The organism is Psychrobacter sp. CX14, from assembly GCF_057396205.2.
This window is the reverse complement of the sequence record NZ_CM183187.1, coordinates 2,063,130-2,088,609: the sequence shown is the minus strand read 5'-3', so window position 1 is coordinate 2,088,609 and position 25,480 is coordinate 2,063,130. Positions and strand designations below refer to the sequence as shown.

Genomic DNA, 25,480 nt, shown 5'->3' with positions numbered 1-25,480 from the left:
AGTTTATAAATTAATACTAGCATTAAATAATTCGTCAATCTTCCTATTATCATGTATTAAATTCATTAAAATTAGGATAGTATTTTAAATATATTCTATAAATTAGGATGATATTCAATAATGAACATCGATGTGATAGACCACAAGATTTTGAAGCATTTAAAGAAAAATGCCCGATTAAGCAATCAAGAGTTAGCGGAGCTAGTGAATTTATCCTCTTCAGCTTGCCATCGGCGAGTCAAGATTTTGGAAAAGAGTGGGGTGATTGAAGGGTATCAAGCTAAGATAAACTACGAAAAATTAGGAATGAATTTTTTTGCTATTGTCGAAATTCAACTGTCGCAACTCACTGAAGCTGATCATCTACATATGCTTGAGCAAATTAAGATGTTTGAAGAAGTGATTAATGCTTATATTGTCACCGGCGAATCTAACTATATTTTGTATATCATGACAGAAGATTTAAATTCGTTTTCAAATTTTGTAATAAATAAACTAAATAAAGTAAAAGGTATCATGAGTATTAATTCAAAAATTATTTTGGATAAAGTGATTCAAAAATAACGATATAAAAGGATGTAATTTAGAAGTTGATATTCGTTAGTAAAAGGTTATAAGAACTTAGCATTTAAAAAAAGCTAATCAAGCATCAATATTTAGTAAGGTAAGTATTACGTAAAGACATTCTTCGAGTCATCCTTTAACCTAAAAGCTATGCGAATAGGGCATTTTAGCTAAACCTCAGAACACAAAAAAACCCTAAGCAAATGAATGCTTAGGGCTGAAACTTTTGTACTTAATAAAAGAGAACTTAAGTTTTAAAATATGGCGCAGCGGACGGGACTCGAACCCGCGACCCCCGGCGTGACAGGCCGGTATTCTAACCAACTGAACTACCGCTGCTTAGGTCGATTAGTAAATTTAACCACTAACTAAAATAGTGGTGGGTGATGACGGATTCGAACCGCCGACATTCTGCGTGTAAGGCAGACGCTCTACCAACTGAGCTAATCACCCCAATCAGAAGCGTTATATATGCTCTGAATGTAGGAGCGTATTATATAGATAAATAACAGTGTGTCAAATGGTTTTCCTAAAATTTTGCGATTAATTTTTATTCTACTTAAATTGTGTATCAATAAACCTATAAAAATATTGGCAATGTTAAATACATATATTAATTTTTATAAATAATGACATATTTTACTGTTATGCCTTCGATAGTGAGTGTCTGAGATTTGCTCTGCATATATCGCTTACTGGGAATAAGCTGAGCATAGCCATTCTTGTAATCACTACAAAATATACCTACATGACTTGGGTTTACCATAGAGTTGTTTAAACATCGTTGTGTCTCGTTTTTCGCAAATAAAATAGATGAACCGTCGCTTATCATGGAGCTTGTCGGAGAATTTCTCGGTATGGACCAAGACAAACAAATATGGCAGTACTTTAAACACTACTGGTCGTCTTGGTTTCCGACTTTAGGGTCTTATCCTAACTTTGCCAAACAGTGCGCTAATTTATGGATGGTTAAACAGCATATACAACAGAAAGTCAGTCTGAAACAAATTGACGATATACACTTTATCGATGGTTTCCCGATACCTGTATGCAAGTATGCTCGTGCTTACAGACATAAGACGTTTAAAGTAGATGCTTCTTTTAGTTACTGTGCATCAAAACAAGAGAAATACTATGGTTTTGCTGGTCATTTGCTTATCAATATGTCCGGCATGATTAAAGGGTTTGCCTTTGCTTCAGCCTGTATTGATGAGCGTGATGTTGCACCAGAGATTACTTATAACGTTCAAGGCTTATTAGGAGCAGATAAAGGGTATATTCGCCCTAAACTAAAGCAGTACTTTGCTTCTATTGGTATTGATTTTCAAACGCCGTTTAGAAGCAATATGAAAGAGGATAGACCTAAGTCTGCTGTTAACCGATTGATGCGTTGTCGGCGTAATATTGAGACGGTGATTGGTCAGTTAACTGAGCACTTTAATATTCAGAAGGTTAGAGCTCGGGATATGTGGCATTTGTCCCATCGTCTTACTCGTAAGATACTGGCTCATAACTTCTGTTTTTTAATGAATAAACAACTTGGTAACCCACCTTTGCAGTTTGATTTGCTATTAAAGTGTTGAGAGTGGGGTTTAATATCTAACAATGGATATTAGAAATGACTGGAGCGAAATTTGATTCTGACTATCAGCTTTTACAAAGTCCTGTTATTAAAAGCTTTGAAAGGGGGTAACCAAAACGATTACCCACAAAAAAACCCTAAGCAAATGAACGCTTAGGGCTGAAACTTTTGTACTTAATAAAAGAGAACTTAAGTTTTAAAATATGGCGCAGCGGACGGGACTCGAACCCGCGACCCCCGGCGTGACAGGCCGGTATTCTAACCAACTGAACTACCGCTGCTTAGGTCGATTAGTAAATTTAACCACTAACTAATATAGTGGTGGGTGATGACGGATTCGAACCGCCGACATTCTGCGTGTAAGGCAGACGCTCTACCAACTGAGCTAATCACCCTGAGAAGCGTTAAGAAAACATCTGGCAGACGTTTTTAGCTTCGAAAGAGCCAAGCTGTGCTTGGCTTAGAGCCATAACACCGGATAAACCTAATGCTAAATACTTACTAAAAGCTAAAATTACTTAAAGGTAATTTTCTACAGAGCTTAAAACTCAATCATTTCGTCACTAAGGTATCGCTCTGTGGGTGCGTATTATATACATAAAATCAAATGTATCAAATGGTTTTTTGACTTTTTTTAAAAAAAGATGAATTATTTGCCTATTTACGTGGTTTGGATGGCTATTTATCAAGCTTTGGAGCAGTTATGGTAAACTAAGCATAATTTAAAATTGTCCATTACAGCAAATGCGAAACCATAACTGATATTAAAATAAGAGACGCCCATGAACAATGCAGATAACCCGACCCGAGTGATTATTGACCTCGATGGAAGCTTGGATGAGTTAGACGATGATGATATCACGCTACCTGATTTAGCGGAGCCTCAAAACATACCGATAATTGAATCGCCTCGGGTTGAGAAGGCTACTACAAGCACTACACCGCCAGTATCTACTCCTTTAGCTCAGACAACGGTAGCACCGCAAGCGTCGTCTAGCGAGTCAGAGTCAGACGAGAGCGATCAGTCAAAAGAAGACAGAAAGCGTGGTAGCTGGTTCTCACGTATGAAGTCGGGTCTATCTAAGTCACGTAAGAACTTGGCAGAAGGTGTGGCCAATATCTTAATCGGTGGTAAAGAGATTGATGATGAGCTGTTGGAAGAGGTGGAAGATCAGCTTTTGGTGGCTGATATTGGGGTGGAAGCGACCGATAAGATTATCAAGAGTTTGACAGAGCAGACAGCCCGTGGTGACTTGATTTATTCACATTCATTGTATAAAGCACTACAAAAAGAATTGGTTGAAATATTAGAACCGAAGGTTCAGCCTTTGGTAATTGATACCTCTAAAAAGCCCTTCGTTATCTTAATGGTTGGCGTAAACGGTGTAGGTAAAACCACCACTATCGGTAAGTTGGCAAAACGTCTGCAAGCCGAGGGTAAATCGGTTATGTTAGCGGCCGGTGATACCTTTAGAGCCGCGGCCACTGAGCAGCTACAAGTGTGGGGTGAGCGTAATAATATCCCTGTGATTGCTCAAGGTCATGGTGCAGATAGTGCATCAGTGGTCTTTGATGCGATGCAATCAGCCAAAGCCAAAAATATCGATGTGTTAATTGCTGATACGGCAGGTCGTTTGCAGAACAAAACGCACCTTATGGCGGAGCTTGAAAAAGTAGTACGTATTATGCGTAAATCAGACCCAGATGCACCACATGAGGGGATGATTGTACTTGATGCAGGCACAGGCCAGAATGCCATAAATCAGGTCAAAATATTTAACGATGCGGTGCCTTTAACAGGTATTACTATTACCAAACTGGATGGCACCGCAAAAGGTGGCGTGGTATTTAATATCGCCAATACTACCGATATTCCCATTCGTTACATTGGCGTGGGTGAGTCGATCGATGACTTACGGGCGTTTAGTCCTAAGCAGTTTGTGGCGGCACTTTTTGAGACTGATGACAAATAAATTTGAGTCCTCGGATATTATTGTGGACCACTGTGCATACTATATAAAATGGCATCATTGAGATGCCGTTTTTTTTGTGTCAAGATAGTAGCGAGACCAACTTCCGTTATTTATGCTACCTTTTCACTAAAATAACCTATGCTGTTAAAATCGGTCAGACTCATTAAACCTACCTTATATAACGTTTATATTCGCTTTCATCGATAGGTTGATTTCTAGATTTGGTATGATTTTAAGGCAATTGTCAATGAGTCAATCACTCTGTAAGGATACTTCAAAGGTGAATATAATGATTGTGACTATGACAGATATTGCAGGATTCCCCTTAATTTTGATTGCAGGTAAAGTGTCTAGAGCATGTGACGCACCGAAACTTATGGGAGTCAATTGGTTAGGGGAGGGGCAAGAATGGCAAACGTCCAAAACAGTTGTGCAGTTAAAGAAGCATCTAAAGCTTGATGACAACCACTTTAAGTTTGTTGATAAAAATAGCCTAAGCAATAAAAAACCAACTGAATCACTGTTACTAACCGCAATCGAACAACTAAATCAATATGAAAAGGGCATGCGCACCAATTTTGACTTACCGCTTGATTTATCAATGGGAACTGCGTTTCAACAACGTGTTTGGAAAGCATTGCAACAGATTCCTTATGGTGAGAGTATTAGCTATTCTCAATTGGCGCACAATATTGACAAACCGACCGCGTATCGTGCGGTGGCCAATGCCAATGGTAAGAACCCGTTTAGTATTCTCATCCCTTGTCATCGGGTCATCGCAAGTGGCGGTGGATTAGGGGGGTATACTGGAGGACTTGACAAAAAGAAACTACTGTTGCAAATTGAAGAGCATAAAACCTAATGCTATCTCACAATATGTATTATGACTGCCGTGCAAAAAGATAATAATTTCCCGCCACATAAAACGGATGGTAGTCACCACCAGGGCGAAGATATGCCTGAAGAACCTAAAAATAAAGGGGATTTAAGACAATACGCCATTGAACAATCCCAAACTCAACAAACCTCTCAAACTGATGCCAATCAAAACCAAGCCAATCAAAACCAAGCCAATCAAAACAAAGTCGTTCATAACGCATCTAATCAAAACCAAGCAAATCAACCGGCGATTAATCAAAACGGGGAGAATCTTCAAAATCAAATTAAACGCCAGCGAGAATGGGTCTATTTAACCCATTATCTGACCATCCAAGGCTTAGATCCTGTTCATATTATCTCCGGCAAAGATGATGGCTATGAACCTGATTTTACATTAGTATTTTGGGAAAATAACCAACTAGTATATATCGGTATTGAGCTGACAACTTTGCCAAGGTTACGCACTCAGATGAGTGAAAAAGGACTTATTGCAAAGCGTTGGTATTGGCAAGCATTGAATGTGGTCGCTAAGCAGAATATCTCGGGTCATCTTTATGATGAGGATAATGGTTATCTAACGGCTGAGCGCTTTAAGATACCGATGAAAACCCTATATATGCCTAAAGATAAATTTATCGAATTTAGAAAAGGTCGAACAATTTCTAGTATCACCCAACAAGATGTCGATAAGGTAATGCACAAAAAACAACCGAAGATTGAAGCGTATCAGACAAGACGGGCACTCAATGAGTTATGGTTGTTAATTCATACGGACAAATATCAGCCAGATACCATATTGTCGTTTGAAAAAGATAAGTTGACGGGGCGAGATATTAATCTGACGCATAGCACTGCATTTGATAATGTTCAGATTACCTGCTATCCCAGCTATAAGATATTAAATGTACAAAAAATCGACTGATCTCTGATCTGGCACAGAATTTAGCGTCTTAATTCATTTCAACAGTTTAACCTGCATTTAATTGCTAAGACCTTCGCTCGGTTACGAGCGAAGGTCTTTTTGAATGTGTATGGTTAAAGATGACTTTATAAATGCTACTGTCAATAATTTAATGAAAATAGTTTAACACACCTTAACGCCTTTACTTAAAAGCACAGGACAACAACATTTATTATATAAAAAAACCCCATACTTTCATTAGGATGAATCTAAAACGTGGTAAATTTCAATCTAATAAAATCTTATTGTTATTCAATAGTTTAATAGTGCTTTTAATTAAGAGATACAACTAATTATGAGCGATAACACAGCTTTTCTAATATTAGGTCTAATGTTTATTCATTACGTTGTTTACCCGTGAACTTTTAACCATCCATTTTCTTTAGTGAAAATATCACTTTAACAGATATTTTTTAATCACACCTGCCAGCGGACGCCAGCATGACTACCTTAACTTTATCTATTAATAATAAAAGCTATCATTTTGATGATCTTGATCCCCGAACGACTTTACTAGACCTTTTTAGACATCACTTACAGATTACAGGCCCCAAAAAAGGCTGTGATCATGGGCAGTGCGGTGCCTGTACTATTTTGATTAATGGTCAACGTATTAATTCATGCTTAACCTTAGCGGTAATGCACGAAGGTGATGAGATTACCACTATTGAAGGGATTGGATTACCTGAAACGCTATCTGATTTGCAAAAAGCATTTAGAGATCATGATGCCTTTCAATGTGGGTATTGCACACCGGGTCAGATTTGTTCCGCTACTGCTTTGATTGAAGAGGTAAAACAGAACTGGCCAAGTTATATCACCGAAGATTTAAACAATCCTGAAGGTACCTTAGTACAAGAGATTGCCGAGCGCATGAGTGGCAATATTTGTCGTTGCTCGGCTTATCCAAATATTATTAATGCTATCTCTGAGGTATTGCAAAAACAAGTTAATCAAAACGCTTCTGTTAATAATTCAAAGCCAAGCACACCGACTGTGGTCAGTGGCATCTGGTCACCCCCGCCAAGTCAGTCTCAAGTTCATAAGAATGATGCCAACAAAAGCACAAACAATGGCACCAATAATCAGATTCAAGCCACAGGAGAGAACTCATGAAACGTTTTGACTATGTCCGTGCTAGTGAGTTAGCCCCTGCGTGCCAAGAGGCCAGTGCCGATGGTGCAGCCTTTATTGGCGGTGGTACCAATTTGCTGGACTTAATGAAGTTTGAAATTGAGACGCCGATTAAGCTGGTTGATATTACCCAGTTAGAGCTTAAGCAAGTTGAGTTAACTAAAGAAGGTGGATTACGTATTGGCGCTTTAGTGACCAATAGTGATTTGGCAGCTCATCCTGACATCATAGCCCATTATCCAGTGCTATCTCGTGCGATTTTAGCGGGAGCAACTGGTCAGCTGCGTAATAAAGCCACTACAGGCGGCAACTTCTTACAGCGTACCCGCTGTTATTACTTTTATCAGCCTGATAGTCCTTGTAACAAGCGTGAGCCTGGCAGCGGTTGTCCTGCTATTGACGGTGAAAATCGTTCATTGGCCATACTCGGTACCAGTGAACATTGTATCGCTCAGCATCCATCAGATATGGCAGTGGCGATGCGTCTGCTTGATGCCACTTTAGAAACCCAAAAAGCTGATGGCAGCAGCCGTCAGATAGCAATTAAAGATTTTTATCGTCTGCCAAAAGATACCCCTCATATCGAAACCGTATTAGAGGCGGGCGAGATGATTACTCATATCATTTTGCCACCGCCAATAGTCGGTATGCACACCTACGATAAAATACGTGATCGTGCCTCTTATGCTTTTGCACTGGTGTCTTGTGCGGCTGTGATTGATGTCGACGATGACGGTACTTTAAATAAGGTTCGTCTAGCCTTTGGTGGTATCGGTACTCAACCTTGGCGCAATGAGAAAGTAGAAGCTGCACTAGAGGGCACAAAAGGTGGTATTCCAGATATCGTTCATGCTGCCAATATCTTATTAGAGCAGGCGCAAGGTTATGGTCAAAATGACTTTAAAATTCCACTAACCCGCCGTTTACTTAAACAAATTATCCAGCGCGCGCTTAACGCTAAGGAAGCATAATCATGGCAGCATTAGATAAAGCATTAAATAAAGGAATCCATAATTCCGAACCTAGCAAAAAAATGATCATGAATGAGCCGGTTGAGACCCTATTTGACAAAACATCAAGTCAGTTAGTTGGTCAATCTATCACTCGGGTTGATGGTTCCTTAAAAGTGAGTGGGCAGGCGCCTTATGCAGCAGAATATCATGTAGATAATATGGCTTACGGTGTATTGGTTGGCGCTACTATTGCCAAGGGTAAAGTCAAAAAGATCGATGAAAAGTCAGTTGCTGATATCCCAGGCGTGATTAAAGTCGTCACTGACGCCAAGCACTTTTTACGTAACTCTCAGCAGGGCGGTAAAATGAAAGCACCGGCCCAAGGCGCGGTAGAGGTGTCCTACCACGGTCAGCCGATCGCAGTTGTGGTAGGTGAGAGCTTTGAAGCGGCGACCGAGGGTGCTAAAGCACTGGTTGTTGAATATGAGGATGAAACCGATAAAGCAGCGCTTGATTTTGAAAAAGCGTTACTAGAGGCTCATGAAGTCGATGAAGATTCTGGTTCAGATAACAATGCAGAACAGGGCAACCCAGAGAAAGCACTTAAATCAGCTACCGTTACTTTAGACTGCACTTATACCACGCCTAGTCAAAGTAACTCTCCGATGGAGCCGCATTCAACGTTGGCTTATTGGGAAGAGGATAAGTTAACTCTTTATTCATCAAATCAGATGGTGGCCTTTAGCCAAAAGCAAATAGCAGATGCGTTAGAGATTGATGCTGATAACGTTCATTTGATTGCACGGTACGTCGGTGGCGGCTTTGGTAGTAAACTAGGTATTGCGCCAGAGTCTATCGCAGCCGCTATTGCCGCTAAAGAGCTTGAGCGTCCGGTACTGATTATGATGACACGTCCGCAAGTGATGGAGGCGACGGTGAGACGGTCTAATACCCGTCAAAGAATTGCCATCGGCTGTCGTGAAGACGGAGTAATAGACACCATTATTCACGAATCGATCTCAAGCAATCTTCCTGGTGAGGCATTTTTTGAGCCATCAGCCTTGTCGACACACTATCTTTATCGTGGTGAAAATCGCCGAGTCCATTACAAAAAAGCAGAGATGAACTGGATATTAGCAGGTTCTATGCGTGCGCCAGGTGAGGCTGTTGGTCAGATAGCGTTAGAGTGTGCGATGGACGAGCTTGCCTGTCAGCTTGAGATGGATCCGATTGAGCTTCGTCGCCGTAATGAGCCTGAAAAAGACCCCTCACAAGACATTCCATTTTCTACCCGTCAATTGCTAGCATGTATGGAACAAGGTGCTAAAGCCTTTGGGTGGAAGGATAAACATGTAGCCAAACCTGCCAGTCGTCAAGAGGGTGATTGGTGGATAGGTACGGGTATGGCAGTCGCTTCAAGGGGTAATCAGTTAATGCCTTCTGAAGCACGCGCTACTTTGCAGATTGACCCGACTAAAACGCATGGGGTTAAAGCAGTGATTGAGTCAGACATGACTGATATCGGTACTGGCTCGTACACGGTATTCTCACAAGTAGCGGCTGATATTCTTGGCCTACCTATTGACCATATCGAGATGAAGTTAGGTGATAGCAAATTGCCAGCCGCTTCTGGCTCTGGCGGGAGCTTTGGTGCAGCCAGTGCGGGTAGTAGTATTTACCTCGCTTGTGCCGAATTACGTGAGCAAATAGCTAAGCACGTTGGTCTACATGTTGATAATGTGCAGATAAAAGACGGACACGTGCTAAAACAAGGCGAGCATGACGCTACTCTAACAGAGCAAGGTTTAGAGTCGGGTAAAGCGGCTGTCAAAGGTGCGGTAAATACCCTACTTAAAGCGGTAGACAGCGCAGCGCAAAGAGCCGGTGTAGAGATTTCACTTGCTGATAATAAAGATAAAGCCGCCGAGTATAACTTTGATGAGTCAAACAGCTATGCACTGTCCGATATTGTTGCTCAGTATGAAGATCAGAAGCTAAGTGCCAAAGGTGAAATTGCCCCCGGTAAAAATGGTAAAACTCATCGTCAAGCTTGCTATGGTGCCAACTTTGCTGAGGTAGCCGTGCACCGTTATACCGGTGAGATTCGTGTGAAAAATATGACGGGTGCCTTTACTGCCGGACGTATTTTGAATCATAAGCTTGCCACCTCACAATGTTATGGCGGTATGGTATTTGGGATTGGCTCAGCATTGATGGAAGAGGTCATTCATGATAAACGCGACGGCCGTTTATGCAACCATGATCTGGCTGAATATCATGTAGCAGTCAACGCCGATGTGCCGCAGCTTGAGGTTATCTTAGTAGAAGAAGATGACCCATATACTAACCCAATGCACATTAAAGGTATCGGTGAGACCGCCATCTCAGGTGCTGCTGCTGCAATTGCCAATGCGGTATATAACGCAGTCGGTGTGCGTATTTATGACTTCCCGATTACGTTAGATAAGCTGATTGACCAGTTGCCAGATGATGTAGCTGTATAGCTCTAGATACTAGGCCTTAAACGAGTAGTTTAATGTAATCAGCCAATCAATAAGGTAATGCTATGAGCAATCAGGTATCAGATATCCTAATGTTGGCCGACCAAGCGCTGGCTAACAATACAGAGGCGGTACTCGCAACTGTGGTGCATATTGAAGGCTCTGCGTATCGTAAACCTGGAGCAATGATGCTTATCTGTGCCGATGGCCAATCTGTCGGCATGATTAGTGGTGGCTGCTTGGAGCCGCATATTATAAAAAAGGCGCTTTGGCTAACCCGTAATGGTCCCATTGTTCAGGTGTATCAAACGGGAGAGGACTTGCCGGAGCAAGAGGCATCTGCTGAGCAAGAAGAAGATGATATTGAGTTTAATATTCACACTGAGATGAATTTTGGTTTGGGCTGTAATGGACGAGTGCATGTACTGTTTGAACGGTTAGATACGGCCAAATCCTATCTTGAGCAGATTAAACAGGTTCGTCTCACTCTACAGCCGATGACTGTCGCTATGTTAATTCGCTCGCAAGACGCTAGACATCCGGTAGGCTTACACGTGAACTTAACGCCTACTATTGATGATGTAAGGCTTAATGAAAGTGATAATGGTAGTGATAATATTGGATATCATGATTTAATTGGCCAAGCTATCCAGAGCTTGCATGCTAAATATGCTGAGTCAGACTCAAGTATCGAATTAACTGATTTTGCTACCATAACCAGTGTCACCAATAATGATATTACTCAGCCAGTCCAAACCCAGTGGTTGGTTCAGCAGTTACAACCGCAAAAGCGTCTGCTTATCTGCGGTGCTGGTAACGATGTGCAGCCATTGGTAAGCTTGGCAAAAATGCAAGATTGGCATGTCACCGTGATAGACAGCCGCTCGCACTATGCTACCCGAGCCCGCTTTATGCAGGCGGATGTGGTTAAGTGTGTGCCGCTTGGAGATACACAAGATCTGCTAGAGCTAAGCCAAAACGCGGCAGTAGCCTTAATGTCGCATAGTCTAACTCAAGATAGAGCGCGTTTGCAGGTGCTGCTTGCTAATCCGCCGCTATATCTTGGGCAATTAGGCCCTAAATATCGTACTGAGCGTCTTATTGATGAGATTAAACAAGCGCATACAGGGGATTTAGGGGTATTTGATAAAGGTATTAGCCAGCTTTATTATCCCATCGGTTATAAGTTAGGTGGTGATGGTCCTGAAGCACTCGCGTTAGGGATTATGGCACAAATCAGTGCGGTGCTATATAACAAAGAACGCGAAATCTCCATTACAACAAACCCTAAATTAACTTTTGATATAAATTCACAAGCATTGGGTTTAAATCCAATGGTCAGCAGTTAATATGGCCGACTTAACGACGTCAGTTGTATTGCAGGTTGACAATCCACCACCACACGCAGTTATCATTTTAGCCAGTGGTCTCAGTCAGCGTTTGGGTCAACCAAAGCAGTTGTTAAAAATACAGTCTCAGTCGCTGCTTGAAGTCATGGTTAACCTTGCGCTTGCCAATAGTCCTAAAGCGATTGTTTTGGTGATACCTGATTCGCTAAATGAGATTGTTCAATTAGCACAAACCTTATCAATACAATACGATGTGGTTGAACCGATATTAAACGCTCAACCTGAACGGGGTATGGCGCATAGTTTAAGTTTGGCTATTAATGACTTGGCTAGTCAGGTAGAGCAGGGGTTGGATATTGAGCGGATACTGATATTGGGTGTGGATCAGGTCTTGTTAGAGGCTACTCATTTGCGTCAGTTGCTAGCAGGTGAGGGTTCGACTCAAGATATCAAAAAGGATGCTGTTTGCCGTAAAGTGATTGCCAGTGGCTATTTTAAGTCTAATACAGCTCTAGAAGGTTCTTTGTCTAATGCTTCGATTAAGTTTCCAGACGATGAGCAGTCTATTATCGGTCTGCCCATCAATATTGACTATGAGTTATTAAAAAAGTGGCAGCCAATGCTTGCCGGTGATAAAGGTCTGCGTCATTTAATCAGAAGCTTGACTAGTCATGATCTTAGTGTGATTGAGAGTCCCAAGCTTAGTTTAGATATAGATACGCCAGAGCAGTTAGAATTTGCGAGACAAAAAGGTTGGCTAGATTGACTTTCAATTAACATCAGCAAAGACATAACTCTTAAACGAAAGCCGCCCACAATTAAATTAAATTGGGGGCTGCTTTTTTATTGTCATGTGAGCGCCAGGTACACACAAATACGTTATAGATTATTCAGCATCTAATTGTGCTAGGATTTCATCGGAGAAATCAACGTTGGTATGCACATCTTGCACATCGTCTATGTCTTCTAACATATCGATCATCTTCATGACCTTTTCAGCGTCTTCGATATTATCAATAACAGCGCTGGTTGAAGGTGACATGGTGACTTCTGCGTTGCTCGACTCATAGCCTGCTGCATTTAGCGCATCTTTTACCGCCCCGAAGCTTTCAGGTTCTGTAATAACCAATAAGCTTTCGCCGTCATTTTCGATATCAACCGCACCAGCATCTAACGCCACTAGCATGATTTCATCTTCGAGCGATACATCATCAAAAATAATTTCACCGCGCTTGGTGAATAGATACGCCACCGAACCTGCGGTCCCTAAGTTACCATCATATTTGGTAAAGGCGTGACGCACTTCACTTACGGTACGGTTTACGTTATCGGTCATGGTTTCGACCAATACCGCCACACCGCCAACGCCGTAACCTTCATAGGTCAGCTCATCCATTTCGCCGCCTTCTGTGTTGCCGGCGCCGCGCTCAATGGCACGTTTGATAGTGTCTTTGGTCATATTGGCAGACAAGGCTTTTTCTACCGCTGCACGTAAGCGTGGGTTGGTTTCTGGATCTGGATCGCCTTGTTTGGTGGCTGATACCAATTCACGGATGATTTTGGTGAAGATTTTGCCACGTTTGGCATCTTCTTTGGCTTTTTTGTGCTTAATATTTGCCCATTTAGAATGACCCGCCATAATATATTTATCCTTATCAATTACGTTGAAAATATAGGTTAATAAAGCGCTGCGTTAAAATAAGTCTGTTAATAAACACGCCAAGCAGTTAAAGAAATTCATTTAACCATTATGCTCATAGTGCGTTTTGGTTCAGTGGATTTAAAGCCATGTGCTATCAATTATGCATACAAAATAATATGTTTGCCCTCACGATACTGGTCAATAATTGGTCGTGAAAAGGGGGCTAGATTATAGCAGAGATTGACCTGTGATGAGATAGGGTAGTGGTCAACTTAACACACAAAAGACAGTGATAAAAAACAAAGTTTGCGTAAGGGGTAACATTGCTGTTTTAATCACGTATAATGACCCAGTATTATAGACCAGTTACCCGTATTTATGAAAAAAGTTACCTCAAATACGCTAAATAGCTTACGTAATCGTATCCATATCATCATTGAAGGTACAGATACGCCACTTGGTAAGTTATTTGATATCATATTGCTTGTTGCTATTGCAGCCAGTGTAGGCATTGTCATGCTTGATAGTGTGCTGTATCTGCGTTTGCAATTTGGCACGGTGTTTTTCTATGCCGAATGGTTTTTCACAATACTGTTCACCCTAGAATACATACTGCGACTGTTCTCTGCACCCAACCGCTTGCGTTATGCGTTTAGCTTCTTTGGTATCGTTGACTTATTATCCGTGTTGCCGAGTTATTTAAGCCTTATCTTCGGCGGCGTACAGTATCTACTTGTCGTACGTATTCTTCGTATCCTGCGCGTATTTAGGGTATTGAAGCTCAAATCTTATATGCAGCAAGCGGGCTTCTTGGCCGCCGCATTAAAGACCAGCCAACAAAAAATCACCGTGTTCTTTTTATCGCTACTGTTATTGGTGACGATTTTCGGATCGGTTATTTATGTGGTAGAGGGCCCTGAGAACGGATTTACCAGTATTCCAGTTTCTATCTACTGGGCGATTGTGACGCTGACCACGGTAGGCTATGGTGATATGTCACCCAAAACGCCACTGGGTCAGGCGATAGCAAGTATGGTGATGATCACCGGTTACTCGATTATCGCAGTACCGACTGGTATCTTTACCTCCGAGCTTGCCAAAAGCATGCGCCCGCAGTTGCATCCGATTGTTTGTCCGAACTGCGGTAAATTCGGTCATGCCGCCGCTGCTCAGTTTTGTGACCGCTGTGGTCATGACCTGCACATCTAGGTATGCTTTAATCGTATGGCTTTTCTCTATAATAAGTAGGGAGCTTACTATGCGCTATGCAAATATAATGTCGTTAAATACAAATCACCCCCCCCATTATTAAGACAGTCATTTGATTGTATTTAAAGCCTATTCTTTTTTATTAGTAGACTCAAAACCCTATGCAAAATTTATTGAAAAAATCCTTCAATGTTGTGAATCGTGTCCGCCATACTGCCAGTGTGGCGGGATTGTCTGCACTGCGTGTTGCTAAAGGTGAGCGCCCTGATGCAGTATTGCTGCGTGAGACATTTGAGCAATTGGGCACGACGTATATTAAGATAGGTCAGTTTATCGCCAGTACGCCGTCACTGTTTCCGCGTGAATACGTCATTGCCTTTCAAGATTGCCTCGATCAGACCACACCTCTGCCGTATAAATATATTGAGGGCGTGCTAAAAGAAGAGCTGCTTGAAGACGGTCAGAGCCTAGATGACTTTTTCTCAAAAATAGAAGAGAAGCCATTGGCATCGGCCAGTATTGCACAGGTACATGCGGCAACCTTAAAAGATGGCCGTGACGTAGTGCTCAAAGTACAAAAGCCTGGTGTCGGCACTATCATGCAGACAGATTTGGGAGTGCTACATGCAGTGACTAAGGTGATGGAGCGCTTGATGCCGCAGATGCGTTTTGCCAGTATTTCACCAATTATTGATGAGATTCGCACCCGCATGTTGGCGGAAACAGACTTTATTGCAGAAGCGTCTAATATACGCGACTTTCAGCAATTTTTACAGATGACCGGCAACAAAAAAGTCGTTGCGCCTGACGTGGTAGACGAATTAACCACCAAGCGCGTGTTAACCATGAGCCGCTTGCACGGTATCTCTATGGTTGATGAAGTGGCGATGCGTCAATACAGCGCCGACCCTGCTCAAGTGATGGCCGATACGCTAAATACTTGGTTTGCAAGTCTGATGTTCTGTAATAGCTTCCATGCCGATTTGCATGCCGGTAACTTAATGTTATTGACCGATGGTCGTATTGGTTTTATTGACTTTGGTATTGTTGGTAAGCTCAAGCCAGAAAGCTGGCAGGCGTGTATGGGTATGATGCAGGCGCTCCAAAATAATGATTACGTAACTATGGCCAGTTGTATGATTGACATGGGCATGACTTACGAGCGTGAACAGGTGAATCAAGCGCAATTGGCCGCTGATTTGGCAAAAATGATTACCCGTATTATGGCGGAAGATAAGACCTATACCAGTGGCAAGCCATTTAATACCAAAGAGCAGGCAGATGAGCTAAATAAAATGATGCTTGAGATTGTCGAAGTCGGTAAGCGTCATGGCATTCACTTCCCGCGCGACTTTGCCTTATTAACCAAGCAAATGCTGTATTTCGACCGTTTTATGCGTACACTTGCACCGGACATGGATATGTTTACTGATGCCCGAGTCAATTTATTAGGTCAGCCTACTTAGGGCGTGTCCTCATTTTGAAAATGGGGATAAAAATAAGATAAATCGCAGTCAGACAAGGAACATAATGCCGTAAATATCGAGATATTTACCCGTTATTTGAGGCAGTATGACAAGATTTAGCTATTTTTAGCTCATTTAAATGTAATCGTCCGAATTGAGGACACGCCCTAATCTAAGAAAAATATAAATTGTTGAAGTAGCTTAAGTAGCTAAGACTCAAAGTAGGCGATGCGGCTTATAATGAATTAACTTTTTATTTAGAATTCGGATGCACGTTTGATTTAGTACAGACTCTATAAAAGTGGCCCCTATGATAACCAAACTACCCAGATGGATATTAGTAGGCGGGGCGGTACTAGCCTTTAGTGCCGGCTGCGTCAACATCATTGCCCTTAGTGGATTTACCAATCTTTCAGTCTCGCATGTGACCGGTAACGTCAGCCTGTTTTCAGCGGCGATTGCTCAAATGGACTGGTCATCGATTGGCTTTATTGGTGCCTCATTATTATCATTTTTGGCGGGCGCTATCTTAAGTGGCTATCTGGTTGGTCAGCATTCATTGAAACTGGGTCGTCAATATGGAATGGCGTTGTTTGCTGAAGCGTCTTTGCTTTTTTGCAGCTTTTTATTGTTTTTCCATCATGATTATTTTGGTCAGTTATTAGCGGCTATGGCGTGCGGTCTGCAAAATGCGATGGTAGCGACGTACAGTGGCGCCGTTATTCGTACCACTCATTTAACTGGTTTGACCTCAGATATGGGCGCAGCCATTGGTAATTGGCTTGCCGGCCGCAGTGTCAGCAAACCGACATTAGGCTTTCAAGCGGTTATTTGGTATAGCTTCTGTGGTGGCGGTGTAGTAGGCGCTTATGGCTACTTCAAGCTTGGCTATATGGCGATGTTATTACCCATCACCATTGTTTTGTTATCAGCGATTTTCTATCAAGTTGCCTCAAGCCGTTTACCCGAAAAGCGTGAGTTTAAATAGACAGTCTACAGCCGTATGCAGTCATTTAGGAATGTAGCAAAATATAATCGTTATATGAGCCAATGGTTAGATAAATAAGCAGGGGCCGCTAATTTTTAGCCGCTCCTTTATTGGCATCATGTCATTAACGCTGATTTTATTAAAAGATATCAATCCCAAATGTGCCAATTTGTTATTGGGATTGGCGACGGTTATGTATAGCACTGGTCAGTTTGCAGGGCCTATCGTAACGGTCGTGATATCCGGCTCTAATGACGGCTTTAACCCTGGATTGATGGTAGCAGGATTTAGCTTATTGACTGCTTCGGGGCTAATGTTGTTTGTGGTGCTAACAAGAGACCGTCTGTAATCGGGTTGGTCCTAATCAGAACTAATGAGAGCAGATAGAACTGTCTAGTTAAGATTAACTGCCGAATGGATTTAACAAATAGTTTATCTAATAACACCGCGATTGAATACCTCACGCAGCTCAAAACTGGTATGTACTTGACTGACGCCTTCAATACGATTCAGACGGTGTAATAAAAACTCTTCATAATGCGCCATGTCACGGACGACAACCTTTAATAAATAATCCTCGCTACGCCCTGTCACAATACTGCAGCTGACGACCTCATCAAAGCTTTGAATCTTATCTTCAAATTCAGCAAAGCGTTCGGCAGTGTGCCTATCCATACTCACAGCAATAAATATAGCCAAGCGATAGCCCAATTTCTGCGAATCTACCAAGGTATGATAACCCGTGATAATTCCAACTTCCTCTAAACGCTTAATACGTCTGGCACAAGGCGTAGCAGATAAATGAACGGCCTCAGCAATATCTGTGACACTCATGCGCGCATCTTGCTGCAATAAGGTCAGAATTTGTCTGTCTGTGTTATCGATATCATAAGAATTATTATTGCTATTTGATGCAGTGCTTCTAGGCATTTACAGTACTCCGTTAGCCATAAGTAGAGAATTAGTCTAATTTTATGCTAATTATTAGTGATAACATCTAATTATAACTTAAAAAAGGCTTATTTTTGCAGGATTATTTGCTAAAGACTTTGTTATGATAGTCAGCATAGATTAATATATGTCACCTTCTAAAGCTTAAAGTACATTATAAGACGTGTTGTTAAGTCTTGGATGTCAGTATTTAAAAGTACTTAATTTCGCTGACTTAACCGTGACTTTAGATTAATTGACTATAAGATAGGGTGAAAATAGCTGCACTATCTGATTGATAAGATTCAACAAAGATAGCCAAACTGTAAAGCCTAACCCAACCTAATGTAATATAAAATAATAGACCAAAGAGGGCACTCCATGAGCCAAGTTACTAGCCAATCATCATCTGTCGAACCCAAAGTCAAACCAAAATTTGATGCGTTTGATTTCCGTAAATATCAGCCATTTGCGTTTGCGCCAATTTTGCCAGACCGCACTTGGCCGGCTAAGCGTATAGAAAAAGCGCCAATATGGGCGAGTGTTGATTTACGTGATGGTAACCAAGCTCTGATTGATCCGATGACCATTGAGCAAAAAATGCAGTTTTTTAAGCTGCTTGTTGAAGTTGGCTTTAAAGAGATTGAAATTGGTTTCCCATCAGCGGCGCAAGTGGAGTTTGATTTTGCGCGTAAGCTTATTGAGGAAGGTCATATCCCTGATGACGTCACCATTCAGGTATTGGTGCAGGCGCGTGAGCATTTGATTGAGCGTACCTTTGAGGCGTTGGAAGGCGCTCGCCGCGCGGTAGTACATGTGTACAATTCTACGAGCCGAGTACAGCGCGATAAGGTGTATGGTAAGAGCAAAGATGAGATTAAACAGATAGCGATAAGTGGCGCAAAAATGCTTAATGAATATGCTGACAAGCATCCAGATACACAATGGGTATTTCAGTATTCTCCAGAAAGCTTTAGCCAGACTGAAACGGACTTTGCAATTGAAGTATGTGATGCAGTAATAGAAGAATGGCAGCCGCAAAACGGTCGAGAAGTTATTATCAACTTGCCCGCAACCGTTGAGTCTTCAATGCCAAATATTTTTGCCGATCAAGTTGAGTATTTTTGTCGTCACCTAAAACAGCGTAGTGATGTCATCATTAGTTTGCATACTCATAATGATAGAGGAACCGCTATTGCAGCGGCTGAACTTGGCATGCTTGCCGGAGCAGACCGTATTGAGGGTACTTTGCTTGGTAATGGTGAGCGTACGGGTAACATGGACATCATGGTCATGGCGATGAATTTGTTCAGTCAAGGCGTTGACCCAGAGCTTGACTTTAGTGACATGAGTAAAATCGTCAATATAGTCAGTGAGTGTAATAACTTGCCTGTGCATCCTCGTCATCCTTATGTGGGCGAATTGGTATTCACGGCGTTTAGTGGATCGCACCAAGATGCCATTAAAAAATCTTTGGATTATAACGAGAAAAATCACGAAGCGACTCAAAATATCTGGGATGTGGCTTATTTACCCATAGATCCTGCGCATATTGGGCGTAGCTATCAAGATGTGGTACGTATTAATAGCCAGTCTGGTAAAGGCGGTGTGGCTTATATCCTACAGCGTAATTATGGCTTTAACTTGCCGCGCTGGATGCAAATTGACTTTAGCCGCGTAGTACAACAAAAAGCAGAAGACGTGGCACGTGAGCTTAAAAACGAAGAGATTTTGGAGGCATTTGAGACCACTTATCTGCAAAATGATGGCTATGAATTGCTAGACCATAGCGTCAATAACAAAGGCGGTGAAGTCGAGTTTACTGGTCAAATCGTCTTAAACGGTGAGACAGTCGATGTATCAGGAACGGGTAACGGTCCGTTATCCTCGTTCATCGATGGCGTGGCGCGTCATACCGGCAAACAGCTGCACATTATTAACTATTCTGAGCATGCGATTAGCCCACAGCAAGTAAATAATGGTAATGACCAGAATGATGATAAAACCAACGCCAGTGCTGCCGCTTACATTCAGTTGAATGTCGATGGTGAGATTTATTCAGGTATTGGTACGCACACCAGTACGGTGTCGGCAATGCTAAGAGGGGCATTATCTGCCTTATCGCAGGCGGTTTAATTCATCTGTATAGCTGGACACTATAGCTAAATCAATTCATTAATGTATAAAAAAGGCCTATCAATCGACAGGCCTTTTTTGTGCTTAAACTTTGCGGCTTATTTCGCCCAAATTCTTTTGTGCTTTTGTAGCAGCTCTTCATTACTCTCAATACGGTCAGGGTCAGGAATAATGCAGTCAATAGGGCAGACCTTATCGCAGGTTGGTTCATCATAAAAGCCGACACACTCGGTGCATAGATTAGGATCAATCACGTAAGTCTTTTGCCCTCTTTGATCATAACTGATGGCTTCATTCGGGCACTCCGGCTCACAAATATCACAGTTGATACATTCCGAGGTAATTTTAAGGGCCATAGTCGCTGTCTCCTAAATAGGGGCTGCTAACGAATAGATTTTATGGGTAGATTGATATGGATAAGCTTAATATTCACCTAACAACCAACCGCTAATATAAGCAAAATATTCACGGAACCACGCATTATAACGTATCGATAACGGCGTTGGGCTGGCAAGCGGGATGATATTTTTATAGCCTTGATGTTCAGAAATGGCCTTAGAGCGAGGTATGTGAAAGTCGCTGGTGACAATAGCAATTGGATCATTTAGCGCCACACCGTTTTGGATTAATACCATCTGGCTGTATAAGAAGTTTTCATCGGTACTGGTGCTTTCACCCTCAAGCGAGATATGCGACAACGCAATATCATGCTGGTCATACAAGTACTCAGCCATGGCTTGCGCTTCGCTTACAGTCTCACCAATACCGATGCCGCCACTGGTAATCACCACTGCATCGGGCTGTTCTTTGATAAGTGGTGCAGCGGTGTCTAATCGGTTGGCCAAAGTAGGCGTTGGTTTGCCATTTTTAATACCGCCACCGAGGACGATAATAGCATCGACTGGTGCGTAAGCTTCATCTACCTTTTTGATATTGTTATTGAGCGATACCGCAAAAACGATAAAGCTAATCAGCCAAATACTAAAGACTGCCCACAATCCTTTCCACAATATCTTAAGCCCATGACTGTGCGTCAAGATTATTTTAATTCGCGGCCAAAATAGAGCATGAACTAAAAAGATAATACCGATTAAAAAGGGCATAACGGTACCAAAATTAATGCGATTGCTGCCAATTAAGGTGACGCAATCGGTCACTAGAATTAAGCCCACAACGAATAATAAGAGTCGCAATAATTTTGGCATAAGATAAACGCAGAGTTTTGGGTTAAGTTGGATTTGGGTTAAGGTAGATAAGCCTTCAAAAAAGAGACTTGTAAAAAGGGTTAATTAAATAATGCGCCATATTATACGTTAAATAGACAGTGATAGGGGTAATAGGGGAAAAGCAAAAAGCTTGATTACTGAAGTAACCAAGCTTTTTGCTTTTGTATTGAAGAAGATAGGTCATCTGATATAGGATGTCCTAGCTGAAAATAATGATTAACTGCCGCTATTGGCCTGACAATCTTGGAAAATAGTCTTATTGCTTGCATTTGAAATATCGACGTTTTGTGCGAAAAGTGTGTTCTCATCTGAGATACTAGCATTTAAGCGGTAACCATCATCCGAGGTAAATACCAAAGCGTTTTGGCTACTTTCAGATGGGCTGATTTTTAAATGTTTTACATCGCCTTGTGCTTGTTCAAATATAGCCTCAGTGGGTACACCTGATTCATTGAATGCATAATTTACGATGACTGACTTGTCCTGCGCACACTCATAAGAGGCCGCGGCTTGTTGAGGAGTCTGACTATTGGAGGTGGTTTGAGCAGTTTCTGCTGCCATTGCTGATGTACCAAAAATAGTAGATAGACCGAATAATGTAATTGCTAATTTTTTCATAATAACACTCTTCAAAATAAGTCAAAAAGTTCAAATAATTAAATCGCACATCACCTAAGCCCAAACAAATTTAAGTTATACAAAGTTTTAAGTTATTGAATGCTTAGGCCGTAAACCACAATCGTGTTTATTTAAAATCTATTTTAGATAAACCAACGTGTTCTCTGTGATGGCCATTAAATATTAAGTCGATTATTTGAGCAGAAAAACGCAAGCTTTGTAAGGGTGTGTTAAAACGAGAAAACTAACTTGTTGAATTATTTATATGGGGCGTTCTGTGTAAAAAAACGCCCCATATATGACTTAATACTGGCTAATAATACTTTTTAGATATCGAGTGTTTCTATAAAATTGCTAGCCACATTAATTATTTAAATCAATATTGACGCAGAAACTATTTTGGATTAAAAGGCCTTTTAGCTGAAAATAGCCTTTTTTACATTCTTCATGACTAGGGCAAATTGCAGCATATCTTGATCAATGTCTTTGAACGGGTTATTGATTTGTGCTGTCCAGCCAGAGCCTAACGCTGCGTCAATAGGGTTGCCTTTTTTGTCCCACATTTGCTCAAGCTCGTAGGTCAAGTTACCTTTTGGCGTCATGATTTCGATGGTGTCACCGACTTCAAGCTTGTTTTTGATATCAAGCGTGAGACGATCGGTACAGATATCAGTCACTTCAGCCACAAATTGTTGTTGGTCGGTTTTTGAGGCGCCGTATTCGTAGTTTTGATAATCGCTGTGTACATGGCGGCGTAGGAAGCCTTCGGTATAGCCGCGGTTGGCCAGACCATCTAGCGCACCAACTAATGAGTCATCAAATGGCTTGCCGGCCACTGCATCGTCAATGGCTTGACGGTAAACTTGGGCGGTGCGTGCCACATAATAATGCGACTTAGTACGGCCTTCAATCTTTAAAGAATGAACACCCATTTGGGTTAATTCTGGTACCAATTCAACGGCGCGCAAGTCCTTAGAGTTCATGATATAAGTACCATGCTCATCTTCGTACATCGCCATTAGCTCACCAGGGCGATTTTGTTCTTCAAGCAGTACCACCTCATCGCTTGGCGCTTGCACATAATCATCACCCATGACCACATCACCGTTTAAGTTAACGGTCTCGATTTGCTTATCATCTTGCTGAACCTGTTGATTAGGGTCAAAGGTTTGCACCGGTACAATGTCGCCGGTTTCATTTTCTTCAGCTTTGTAAGTGTTATAGCGCCAGCGGCAGGCGTTGGTGCAGGTGCCTTGGTTGGCATCACGTTTGTTGATATAGCCTGACAGCAAGCATCGACCAGAGTAGGCCATACATAGCGCACCGTGAACGAAGACCTCGATTTCCATGCCAGGGACTTCATCGATAATCTGCTTAATCTCTTTTAATGACAATTCGCGTGAGACAATCACACGGCTCACACCCATTTGCTTCCAGAACTTCACGGTTGCCCAGTTCACCGCATTGGCTTGTACCGATAAATGGATTTCCATATCAGGGAAATTCTCACGCACCATCATAATCATGCCAGCATCTGACATAATCAGCGCATCAGGATTCATCTCAATCACAGGGCGGATATCTTCAATAAAGGTTTTGAGCTTGGCGTTATGCGCTTGGATATTGACCACCACATAGAACTTTTTGCCAAGGCTATGCGCATAGTCAATACCGCAGCGCAGATTATCCTCATCGAAGTCATTATTACGCACGCGTAGGCTATAGCGGGCCTGACCGGCATAGACCGCATCGGCGCCATAGGCAAAGGCATACTGCATATTCTTAAAAGTGCCTGCAGGGCAAAGTAGCTCTGGGGTACGCGGGACTTGGGTCATCTGATTGGCTTGAGTCATATTATTACCTATGCTTGAGTCAGAAAGTCGAGTGGGAGTGTGCAAAAAATAACCCTATATTATAGAATATTTGACTGGCTCATTAAATGACTACACCTCTTTTCTATCTCTATTAATGGTCTTTTTACTGACTGAGCTTTAGTTCGTATCTCATTTAATTTTAGAGAAACTAAGTCACCAGAATATTATTAAGACTCTGACATAAAAAAGACCACTTACATCGTATAAGTGGTCTTTTTGACATCTTAAGTATGCCTTATTTAGAAGTTCACAACGCTACGGATGCTCTTACCTTCATGCATCAGTTCAAAGGCTTCATTCACCTCTTCAATTGGCATGGTATGGGTAATAAAGTCCTGTAATGGAATTTCGCCGGCTAGATAACGCTCAACATAACCAGGCAACTCAGTCCGGCCTTTAACACCGCCAAAGGCTGAACCTTTCCAGACGCGGCCGGTTACCAATTGGAACGGGCGGGTTGAAATCTCTTCACCTGCGCCGGCAACACCGATAATAATGGATTCACCCCAACCCTTGTGGCAGCATTCAAGCGCTGAACGCATCACATCAACGTTACCGATACATTCAAATGAATAGTCGACGCCGCCATCGGTTAACTCAATAATGATATCTTGGATAGGGTGGTCGTAGTCTTTTGGATTGATAAGATCAGTTGCACCTAATTTTTTGGCCAGCTCAAATTTGCTTTCATTAATATCGATACCAATAATACGTTTCGCGCCTGCCATAACCGCACCGATAATCGCTGCTAGACCAATGCCGCCAAGACCGAAGATGGCAACGCTTGAACCTTCTTCAACTTTTGCGGTGTTCATCACTGCGCCCATACCGGTAGTCACGCCGCAGCCCAATAAGCACACTTCATCAAGCGGCGCTTCTTTGTTCACCTTAGCCAGTGAAATCTCAGGCAATACGGTATATTCGGAGAACGTTGAGCAGCCCATATAGTGATAAATTGGCTCACCGTCTTTATAGAAGCGAGTCGTACCATCTGGCATCAAGCCTTTGCCTTGGGTTTCGCGAACCGCTGAGCATAGGTTGGTCTTGCCTGAGCGGCACATTTTACAAACGCCGCACTCAGCTGTATATAGTGGAATTACGTGGTCGCCGACTTCAACACTGGTCACGCCTTCGCCAACTTGCTCAACGATACCGCCACCTTCGTGACCTAAAATCGCAGGGAATACACCTTCAGGGTCTGCGCCCGATAGGGTATAAGCATCGGTATGACACACGCCGCTCGCAACTATTCTGACCAATACTTCACCTTTACGCGGCAGCATGACATCGACTTCTTCCATTTTTAGTGGCTCATTTGGGCCCCAAGCGACGGCTGCTTTTGATTTAATAAATTTATCTGACATCGTCTTTCACCTTTTTATGATTAAGCGTTTACTTAACGTTTTATGATTAGTGGGTAGGTACGAATGATTATAGATTATCTCATATTAGATGATAATATGACGCTTTGACAAAAAACTTTTACATAATGGTA

22 protein-coding genes and 4 tRNA genes are annotated in these 25,480 nt (G+C 42.0%); 15 read left to right on the top strand and 11 right to left on the bottom strand.

The window, feature by feature from the left end; translation table 11 throughout:
• Positions 1 to 120 precede the first annotated feature (120 nt).
• Positions 121 to 564, top strand: a complete 444-nt coding sequence (gene gigD / locus AC2SLO_RS08295; protein ID WP_486543708.1) for an Lrp/AsnC family transcriptional regulator GigD — start codon at positions 121 to 123, stop codon at positions 562 to 564.
• A gap of 262 nt (positions 565 to 826) precedes the next feature.
• Here gigD and AC2SLO_RS08290 read toward each other — a convergent pair.
• Together AC2SLO_RS08290 and AC2SLO_RS08285 are read right to left on the bottom strand one after the other, a co-directional pair.
• Positions 827 to 903, bottom strand: a tRNA-Asp gene (locus AC2SLO_RS08290).
• 38 nt (positions 904 to 941) lie between these two features.
• Positions 942 to 1,017 (bottom strand) — tRNA-Val (locus tag AC2SLO_RS08285).
• 317 nt (positions 1,018 to 1,334) lie between these two features.
• On the opposite strand from AC2SLO_RS08285, the gene AC2SLO_RS08280 reads away from it, so the two are divergent.
• Complete coding sequence (locus AC2SLO_RS08280; protein WP_486543707.1) at positions 1,335 to 2,147, top strand: IS982 family transposase; 813 nt, start codon at positions 1,335 to 1,337, stop codon at positions 2,145 to 2,147.
• A gap of 203 nt (positions 2,148 to 2,350) precedes the next feature.
• Here AC2SLO_RS08280 and AC2SLO_RS08275 read toward each other — a convergent pair.
• Both AC2SLO_RS08275 and AC2SLO_RS08270 read right to left on the bottom strand, forming a co-directional pair.
• A tRNA-Asp gene (locus AC2SLO_RS08275) sits at positions 2,351 to 2,427 on the bottom strand.
• 38 nt (positions 2,428 to 2,465) lie between these two features.
• Positions 2,466 to 2,541 (bottom strand) — tRNA-Val (locus tag AC2SLO_RS08270).
• Positions 2,542 to 2,928: 387 nt separating this feature from the next.
• Between AC2SLO_RS08270 and ftsY the strand changes: the two genes are divergently transcribed.
• The 8 genes from ftsY (at position 2,929) to AC2SLO_RS08230 (ending at position 12,662) form a co-directional block, all read left to right on the top strand.
• Positions 2,929 to 4,119 (top strand): signal recognition particle-docking protein FtsY, encoded by a 1,191-nt coding sequence (ftsY, locus tag AC2SLO_RS08265; protein ID WP_486543706.1) that lies wholly within the window; start codon positions 2,929 to 2,931, stop codon positions 4,117 to 4,119.
• A 289-nt stretch (positions 4,120 to 4,408) separates the two neighbouring features.
• Positions 4,409 to 4,981, top strand: a complete 573-nt coding sequence (locus AC2SLO_RS08260; RefSeq protein ID WP_486543705.1) for a methylated-DNA--[protein]-cysteine S-methyltransferase — start codon at positions 4,409 to 4,411, stop codon at positions 4,979 to 4,981.
• 93 nt (positions 4,982 to 5,074) lie between these two features.
• Positions 5,075 to 5,920: a hypothetical protein gene (locus AC2SLO_RS08255; RefSeq protein ID WP_486543704.1), complete on the top strand. Its 846-nt coding sequence runs from the start codon at positions 5,075 to 5,077 to the stop codon at positions 5,918 to 5,920.
• Between the two features lie 480 nt (positions 5,921 to 6,400).
• On the top strand, positions 6,401 to 7,075 hold the full coding sequence (locus AC2SLO_RS08250; RefSeq protein ID WP_486543703.1) for a 2Fe-2S iron-sulfur cluster-binding protein: 675 nt from the start codon (positions 6,401 to 6,403) through the stop codon (positions 7,073 to 7,075).
• Positions 7,072 to 8,064 carry an FAD binding domain-containing protein gene (locus AC2SLO_RS08245; protein WP_486543702.1) on the top strand — a complete coding sequence of 331 codons (993 nt, stop codon included), beginning with the start codon at positions 7,072 to 7,074 and terminating at the stop codon, positions 8,062 to 8,064. The genes AC2SLO_RS08250 and AC2SLO_RS08245 overlap by 4 nt, the downstream gene beginning before the upstream one ends.
• A 2-nt stretch (positions 8,065 to 8,066) precedes the next feature.
• The gene (locus tag AC2SLO_RS08240; RefSeq protein ID WP_486543701.1) at positions 8,067 to 10,550 is read left to right on the top strand and encodes a molybdopterin cofactor-binding domain-containing protein; all 2,484 of its coding nucleotides are present in this window, start codon (positions 8,067 to 8,069) and stop codon (positions 10,548 to 10,550) included.
• A gap of 62 nt (positions 10,551 to 10,612) precedes the next feature.
• Positions 10,613 to 11,896 carry an XdhC family protein gene (locus tag AC2SLO_RS08235; protein ID WP_486543700.1) on the top strand — a complete coding sequence of 428 codons (1,284 nt, stop codon included), beginning with the start codon at positions 10,613 to 10,615 and terminating at the stop codon, positions 11,894 to 11,896.
• Between the two features lies 1 nt (position 11,897).
• Positions 11,898 to 12,662, top strand: coding sequence for an NTP transferase domain-containing protein (locus AC2SLO_RS08230; protein WP_486543699.1), 765 nt, complete (start codon positions 11,898 to 11,900; stop codon positions 12,660 to 12,662).
• A 120-nt stretch (positions 12,663 to 12,782) separates the two neighbouring features.
• Here the strand turns inward: AC2SLO_RS08230 and AC2SLO_RS08225 are convergent, their stop codons facing one another.
• Positions 12,783 to 13,535 (bottom strand): YebC/PmpR family DNA-binding transcriptional regulator, encoded by a 753-nt coding sequence (locus AC2SLO_RS08225; protein WP_486543698.1) that lies wholly within the window; start codon positions 13,533 to 13,535, stop codon positions 12,783 to 12,785.
• Positions 13,536 to 13,916: 381 nt separating this feature from the next.
• Here AC2SLO_RS08225 and AC2SLO_RS08220 point away from each other — a divergent pair, with 381 nt between their 5' ends.
• The 4 genes from AC2SLO_RS08220 to AC2SLO_RS08205 all read left to right on the top strand — a co-directional run bounded on the left by AC2SLO_RS08220 (position 13,917) and on the right by AC2SLO_RS08205 (position 17,550).
• Positions 13,917 to 14,747, top strand: a complete 831-nt coding sequence (locus AC2SLO_RS08220; protein ID WP_486543697.1) for an ion transporter — start codon at positions 13,917 to 13,919, stop codon at positions 14,745 to 14,747.
• Between the two features lie 161 nt (positions 14,748 to 14,908).
• Entirely contained in the window at positions 14,909 to 16,213 is a 1,305-nt protein-coding gene (locus AC2SLO_RS08215) for an ABC1 kinase family protein (RefSeq protein WP_486543696.1), read from the top strand.
• Between the two features lie 310 nt (positions 16,214 to 16,523).
• Positions 16,524 to 17,201, top strand: a complete 678-nt coding sequence (locus tag AC2SLO_RS08210) for a YoaK family protein (RefSeq protein WP_486543695.1) — start codon at positions 16,524 to 16,526, stop codon at positions 17,199 to 17,201.
• 70 nt (positions 17,202 to 17,271) lie between these two features.
• Positions 17,272 to 17,550: a YbfB/YjiJ family MFS transporter gene (locus AC2SLO_RS08205; RefSeq protein ID WP_486543713.1), complete on the top strand. Its 279-nt coding sequence runs from the start codon at positions 17,272 to 17,274 to the stop codon at positions 17,548 to 17,550.
• Positions 17,551 to 17,633: 83 nt separating this feature from the next.
• Here the strand turns inward: AC2SLO_RS08205 and AC2SLO_RS08200 are convergent, their stop codons facing one another.
• Positions 17,634 to 18,131 carry an Lrp/AsnC family transcriptional regulator gene (locus AC2SLO_RS08200; protein ID WP_486543694.1) on the bottom strand — a complete coding sequence of 166 codons (498 nt, stop codon included), beginning with the start codon at positions 18,129 to 18,131 and terminating at the stop codon, positions 17,634 to 17,636.
• A gap of 381 nt (positions 18,132 to 18,512) precedes the next feature.
• On the opposite strand from AC2SLO_RS08200, the gene leuA reads away from it, so the two are divergent.
• The gene (gene leuA / locus AC2SLO_RS08195; protein ID WP_486543693.1) at positions 18,513 to 20,267 is read left to right on the top strand and encodes a 2-isopropylmalate synthase; all 1,755 of its coding nucleotides are present in this window, start codon (positions 18,513 to 18,515) and stop codon (positions 20,265 to 20,267) included.
• A gap of 98 nt (positions 20,268 to 20,365) precedes the next feature.
• On the opposite strand, the gene AC2SLO_RS08190 is transcribed toward leuA, so the two are convergent.
• The 5 genes from AC2SLO_RS08190 to AC2SLO_RS08170 form a co-directional block, all read right to left on the bottom strand.
• On the bottom strand, positions 20,366 to 20,623 hold the full coding sequence (locus tag AC2SLO_RS08190) for a YfhL family 4Fe-4S dicluster ferredoxin (protein ID WP_486543692.1): 258 nt from the start codon (positions 20,621 to 20,623) through the stop codon (positions 20,366 to 20,368).
• Positions 20,624 to 20,689: 66 nt separating this feature from the next.
• On the bottom strand, positions 20,690 to 21,472 hold the full coding sequence (locus AC2SLO_RS08185; RefSeq protein WP_486543691.1) for a YdcF family protein: 783 nt from the start codon (positions 21,470 to 21,472) through the stop codon (positions 20,690 to 20,692).
• A gap of 237 nt (positions 21,473 to 21,709) precedes the next feature.
• Positions 21,710 to 22,111, bottom strand: coding sequence for an ACP-like domain-containing protein (locus AC2SLO_RS08180; protein ID WP_486543690.1), 402 nt, complete (start codon positions 22,109 to 22,111; stop codon positions 21,710 to 21,712).
• Between the two features lie 416 nt (positions 22,112 to 22,527).
• A complete protein-coding gene (gene trhP, locus AC2SLO_RS08175; protein ID WP_486543689.1) occupies positions 22,528 to 23,964 on the bottom strand; it encodes a prephenate-dependent tRNA uridine(34) hydroxylase TrhP in 1,437 nt (478 codons plus the stop codon).
• Between the two features lie 260 nt (positions 23,965 to 24,224).
• Entirely contained in the window at positions 24,225 to 25,349 is a 1,125-nt protein-coding gene (locus tag AC2SLO_RS08170; protein ID WP_486543688.1) for an S-(hydroxymethyl)glutathione dehydrogenase/class III alcohol dehydrogenase, read from the bottom strand.
• Positions 25,350 to 25,480: the final 131 nt, after the last annotated feature.

What these genes read in the sequence shown, in the direction of transcription:
- gigD (WP_486543708.1), top strand. Translation starts at nt 121, where the DNA reads ATGAACATCGATGTGATAGACCACAAGATTTTGAAGCATTTAAAGAAA.
- ftsY (WP_486543706.1), top strand. Translation starts at nt 2,929, where the DNA reads ATGAACAATGCAGATAACCCGACCCGAGTGATTATTGACCTCGATGGA.
- AC2SLO_RS08260 (WP_486543705.1), top strand. Translation starts at nt 4,409, where the DNA reads ATGATTGTGACTATGACAGATATTGCAGGATTCCCCTTAATTTTGATT.
- AC2SLO_RS08255 (WP_486543704.1), top strand. Translation starts at nt 5,075, where the DNA reads ATGCCTGAAGAACCTAAAAATAAAGGGGATTTAAGACAATACGCCATT.
- AC2SLO_RS08250 (WP_486543703.1), top strand. Translation starts at nt 6,401, where the DNA reads ATGACTACCTTAACTTTATCTATTAATAATAAAAGCTATCATTTTGAT.
- AC2SLO_RS08245 (WP_486543702.1), top strand. Translation starts at nt 7,072, where the DNA reads ATGAAACGTTTTGACTATGTCCGTGCTAGTGAGTTAGCCCCTGCGTGC.
- AC2SLO_RS08240 (WP_486543701.1), top strand. Translation starts at nt 8,067, where the DNA reads ATGGCAGCATTAGATAAAGCATTAAATAAAGGAATCCATAATTCCGAA.
- AC2SLO_RS08235 (WP_486543700.1), top strand. Translation starts at nt 10,613, where the DNA reads ATGAGCAATCAGGTATCAGATATCCTAATGTTGGCCGACCAAGCGCTG.
- AC2SLO_RS08230 (WP_486543699.1), top strand. Translation starts at nt 11,898, where the DNA reads ATGGCCGACTTAACGACGTCAGTTGTATTGCAGGTTGACAATCCACCA.
- AC2SLO_RS08225 (WP_486543698.1), bottom strand. Translation starts at nt 13,535, where the DNA reads ATGGCGGGTCATTCTAAATGGGCAAATATTAAGCACAAAAAAGCCAAA.
- AC2SLO_RS08220 (WP_486543697.1), top strand. Translation starts at nt 13,917, where the DNA reads ATGAAAAAAGTTACCTCAAATACGCTAAATAGCTTACGTAATCGTATC.
- AC2SLO_RS08215 (WP_486543696.1), top strand. Translation starts at nt 14,909, where the DNA reads ATGCAAAATTTATTGAAAAAATCCTTCAATGTTGTGAATCGTGTCCGC.
- AC2SLO_RS08210 (WP_486543695.1), top strand. Translation starts at nt 16,524, where the DNA reads ATGATAACCAAACTACCCAGATGGATATTAGTAGGCGGGGCGGTACTA.
- AC2SLO_RS08200 (WP_486543694.1), bottom strand. Translation starts at nt 18,131, where the DNA reads ATGCCTAGAAGCACTGCATCAAATAGCAATAATAATTCTTATGATATC.
- leuA (WP_486543693.1), top strand. Translation starts at nt 18,513, where the DNA reads ATGAGCCAAGTTACTAGCCAATCATCATCTGTCGAACCCAAAGTCAAA.
- AC2SLO_RS08190 (WP_486543692.1), bottom strand. Translation starts at nt 20,623, where the DNA reads ATGGCCCTTAAAATTACCTCGGAATGTATCAACTGTGATATTTGTGAG.
- AC2SLO_RS08185 (WP_486543691.1), bottom strand. Translation starts at nt 21,472, where the DNA reads ATGCCAAAATTATTGCGACTCTTATTATTCGTTGTGGGCTTAATTCTA.
- AC2SLO_RS08180 (WP_486543690.1), bottom strand. Translation starts at nt 22,111, where the DNA reads ATGAAAAAATTAGCAATTACATTATTCGGTCTATCTACTATTTTTGGT.
- trhP (WP_486543689.1), bottom strand. Translation starts at nt 23,964, where the DNA reads ATGACTCAAGCCAATCAGATGACCCAAGTCCCGCGTACCCCAGAGCTA.
- AC2SLO_RS08170 (WP_486543688.1), bottom strand. Translation starts at nt 25,349, where the DNA reads ATGTCAGATAAATTTATTAAATCAAAAGCAGCCGTCGCTTGGGGCCCA.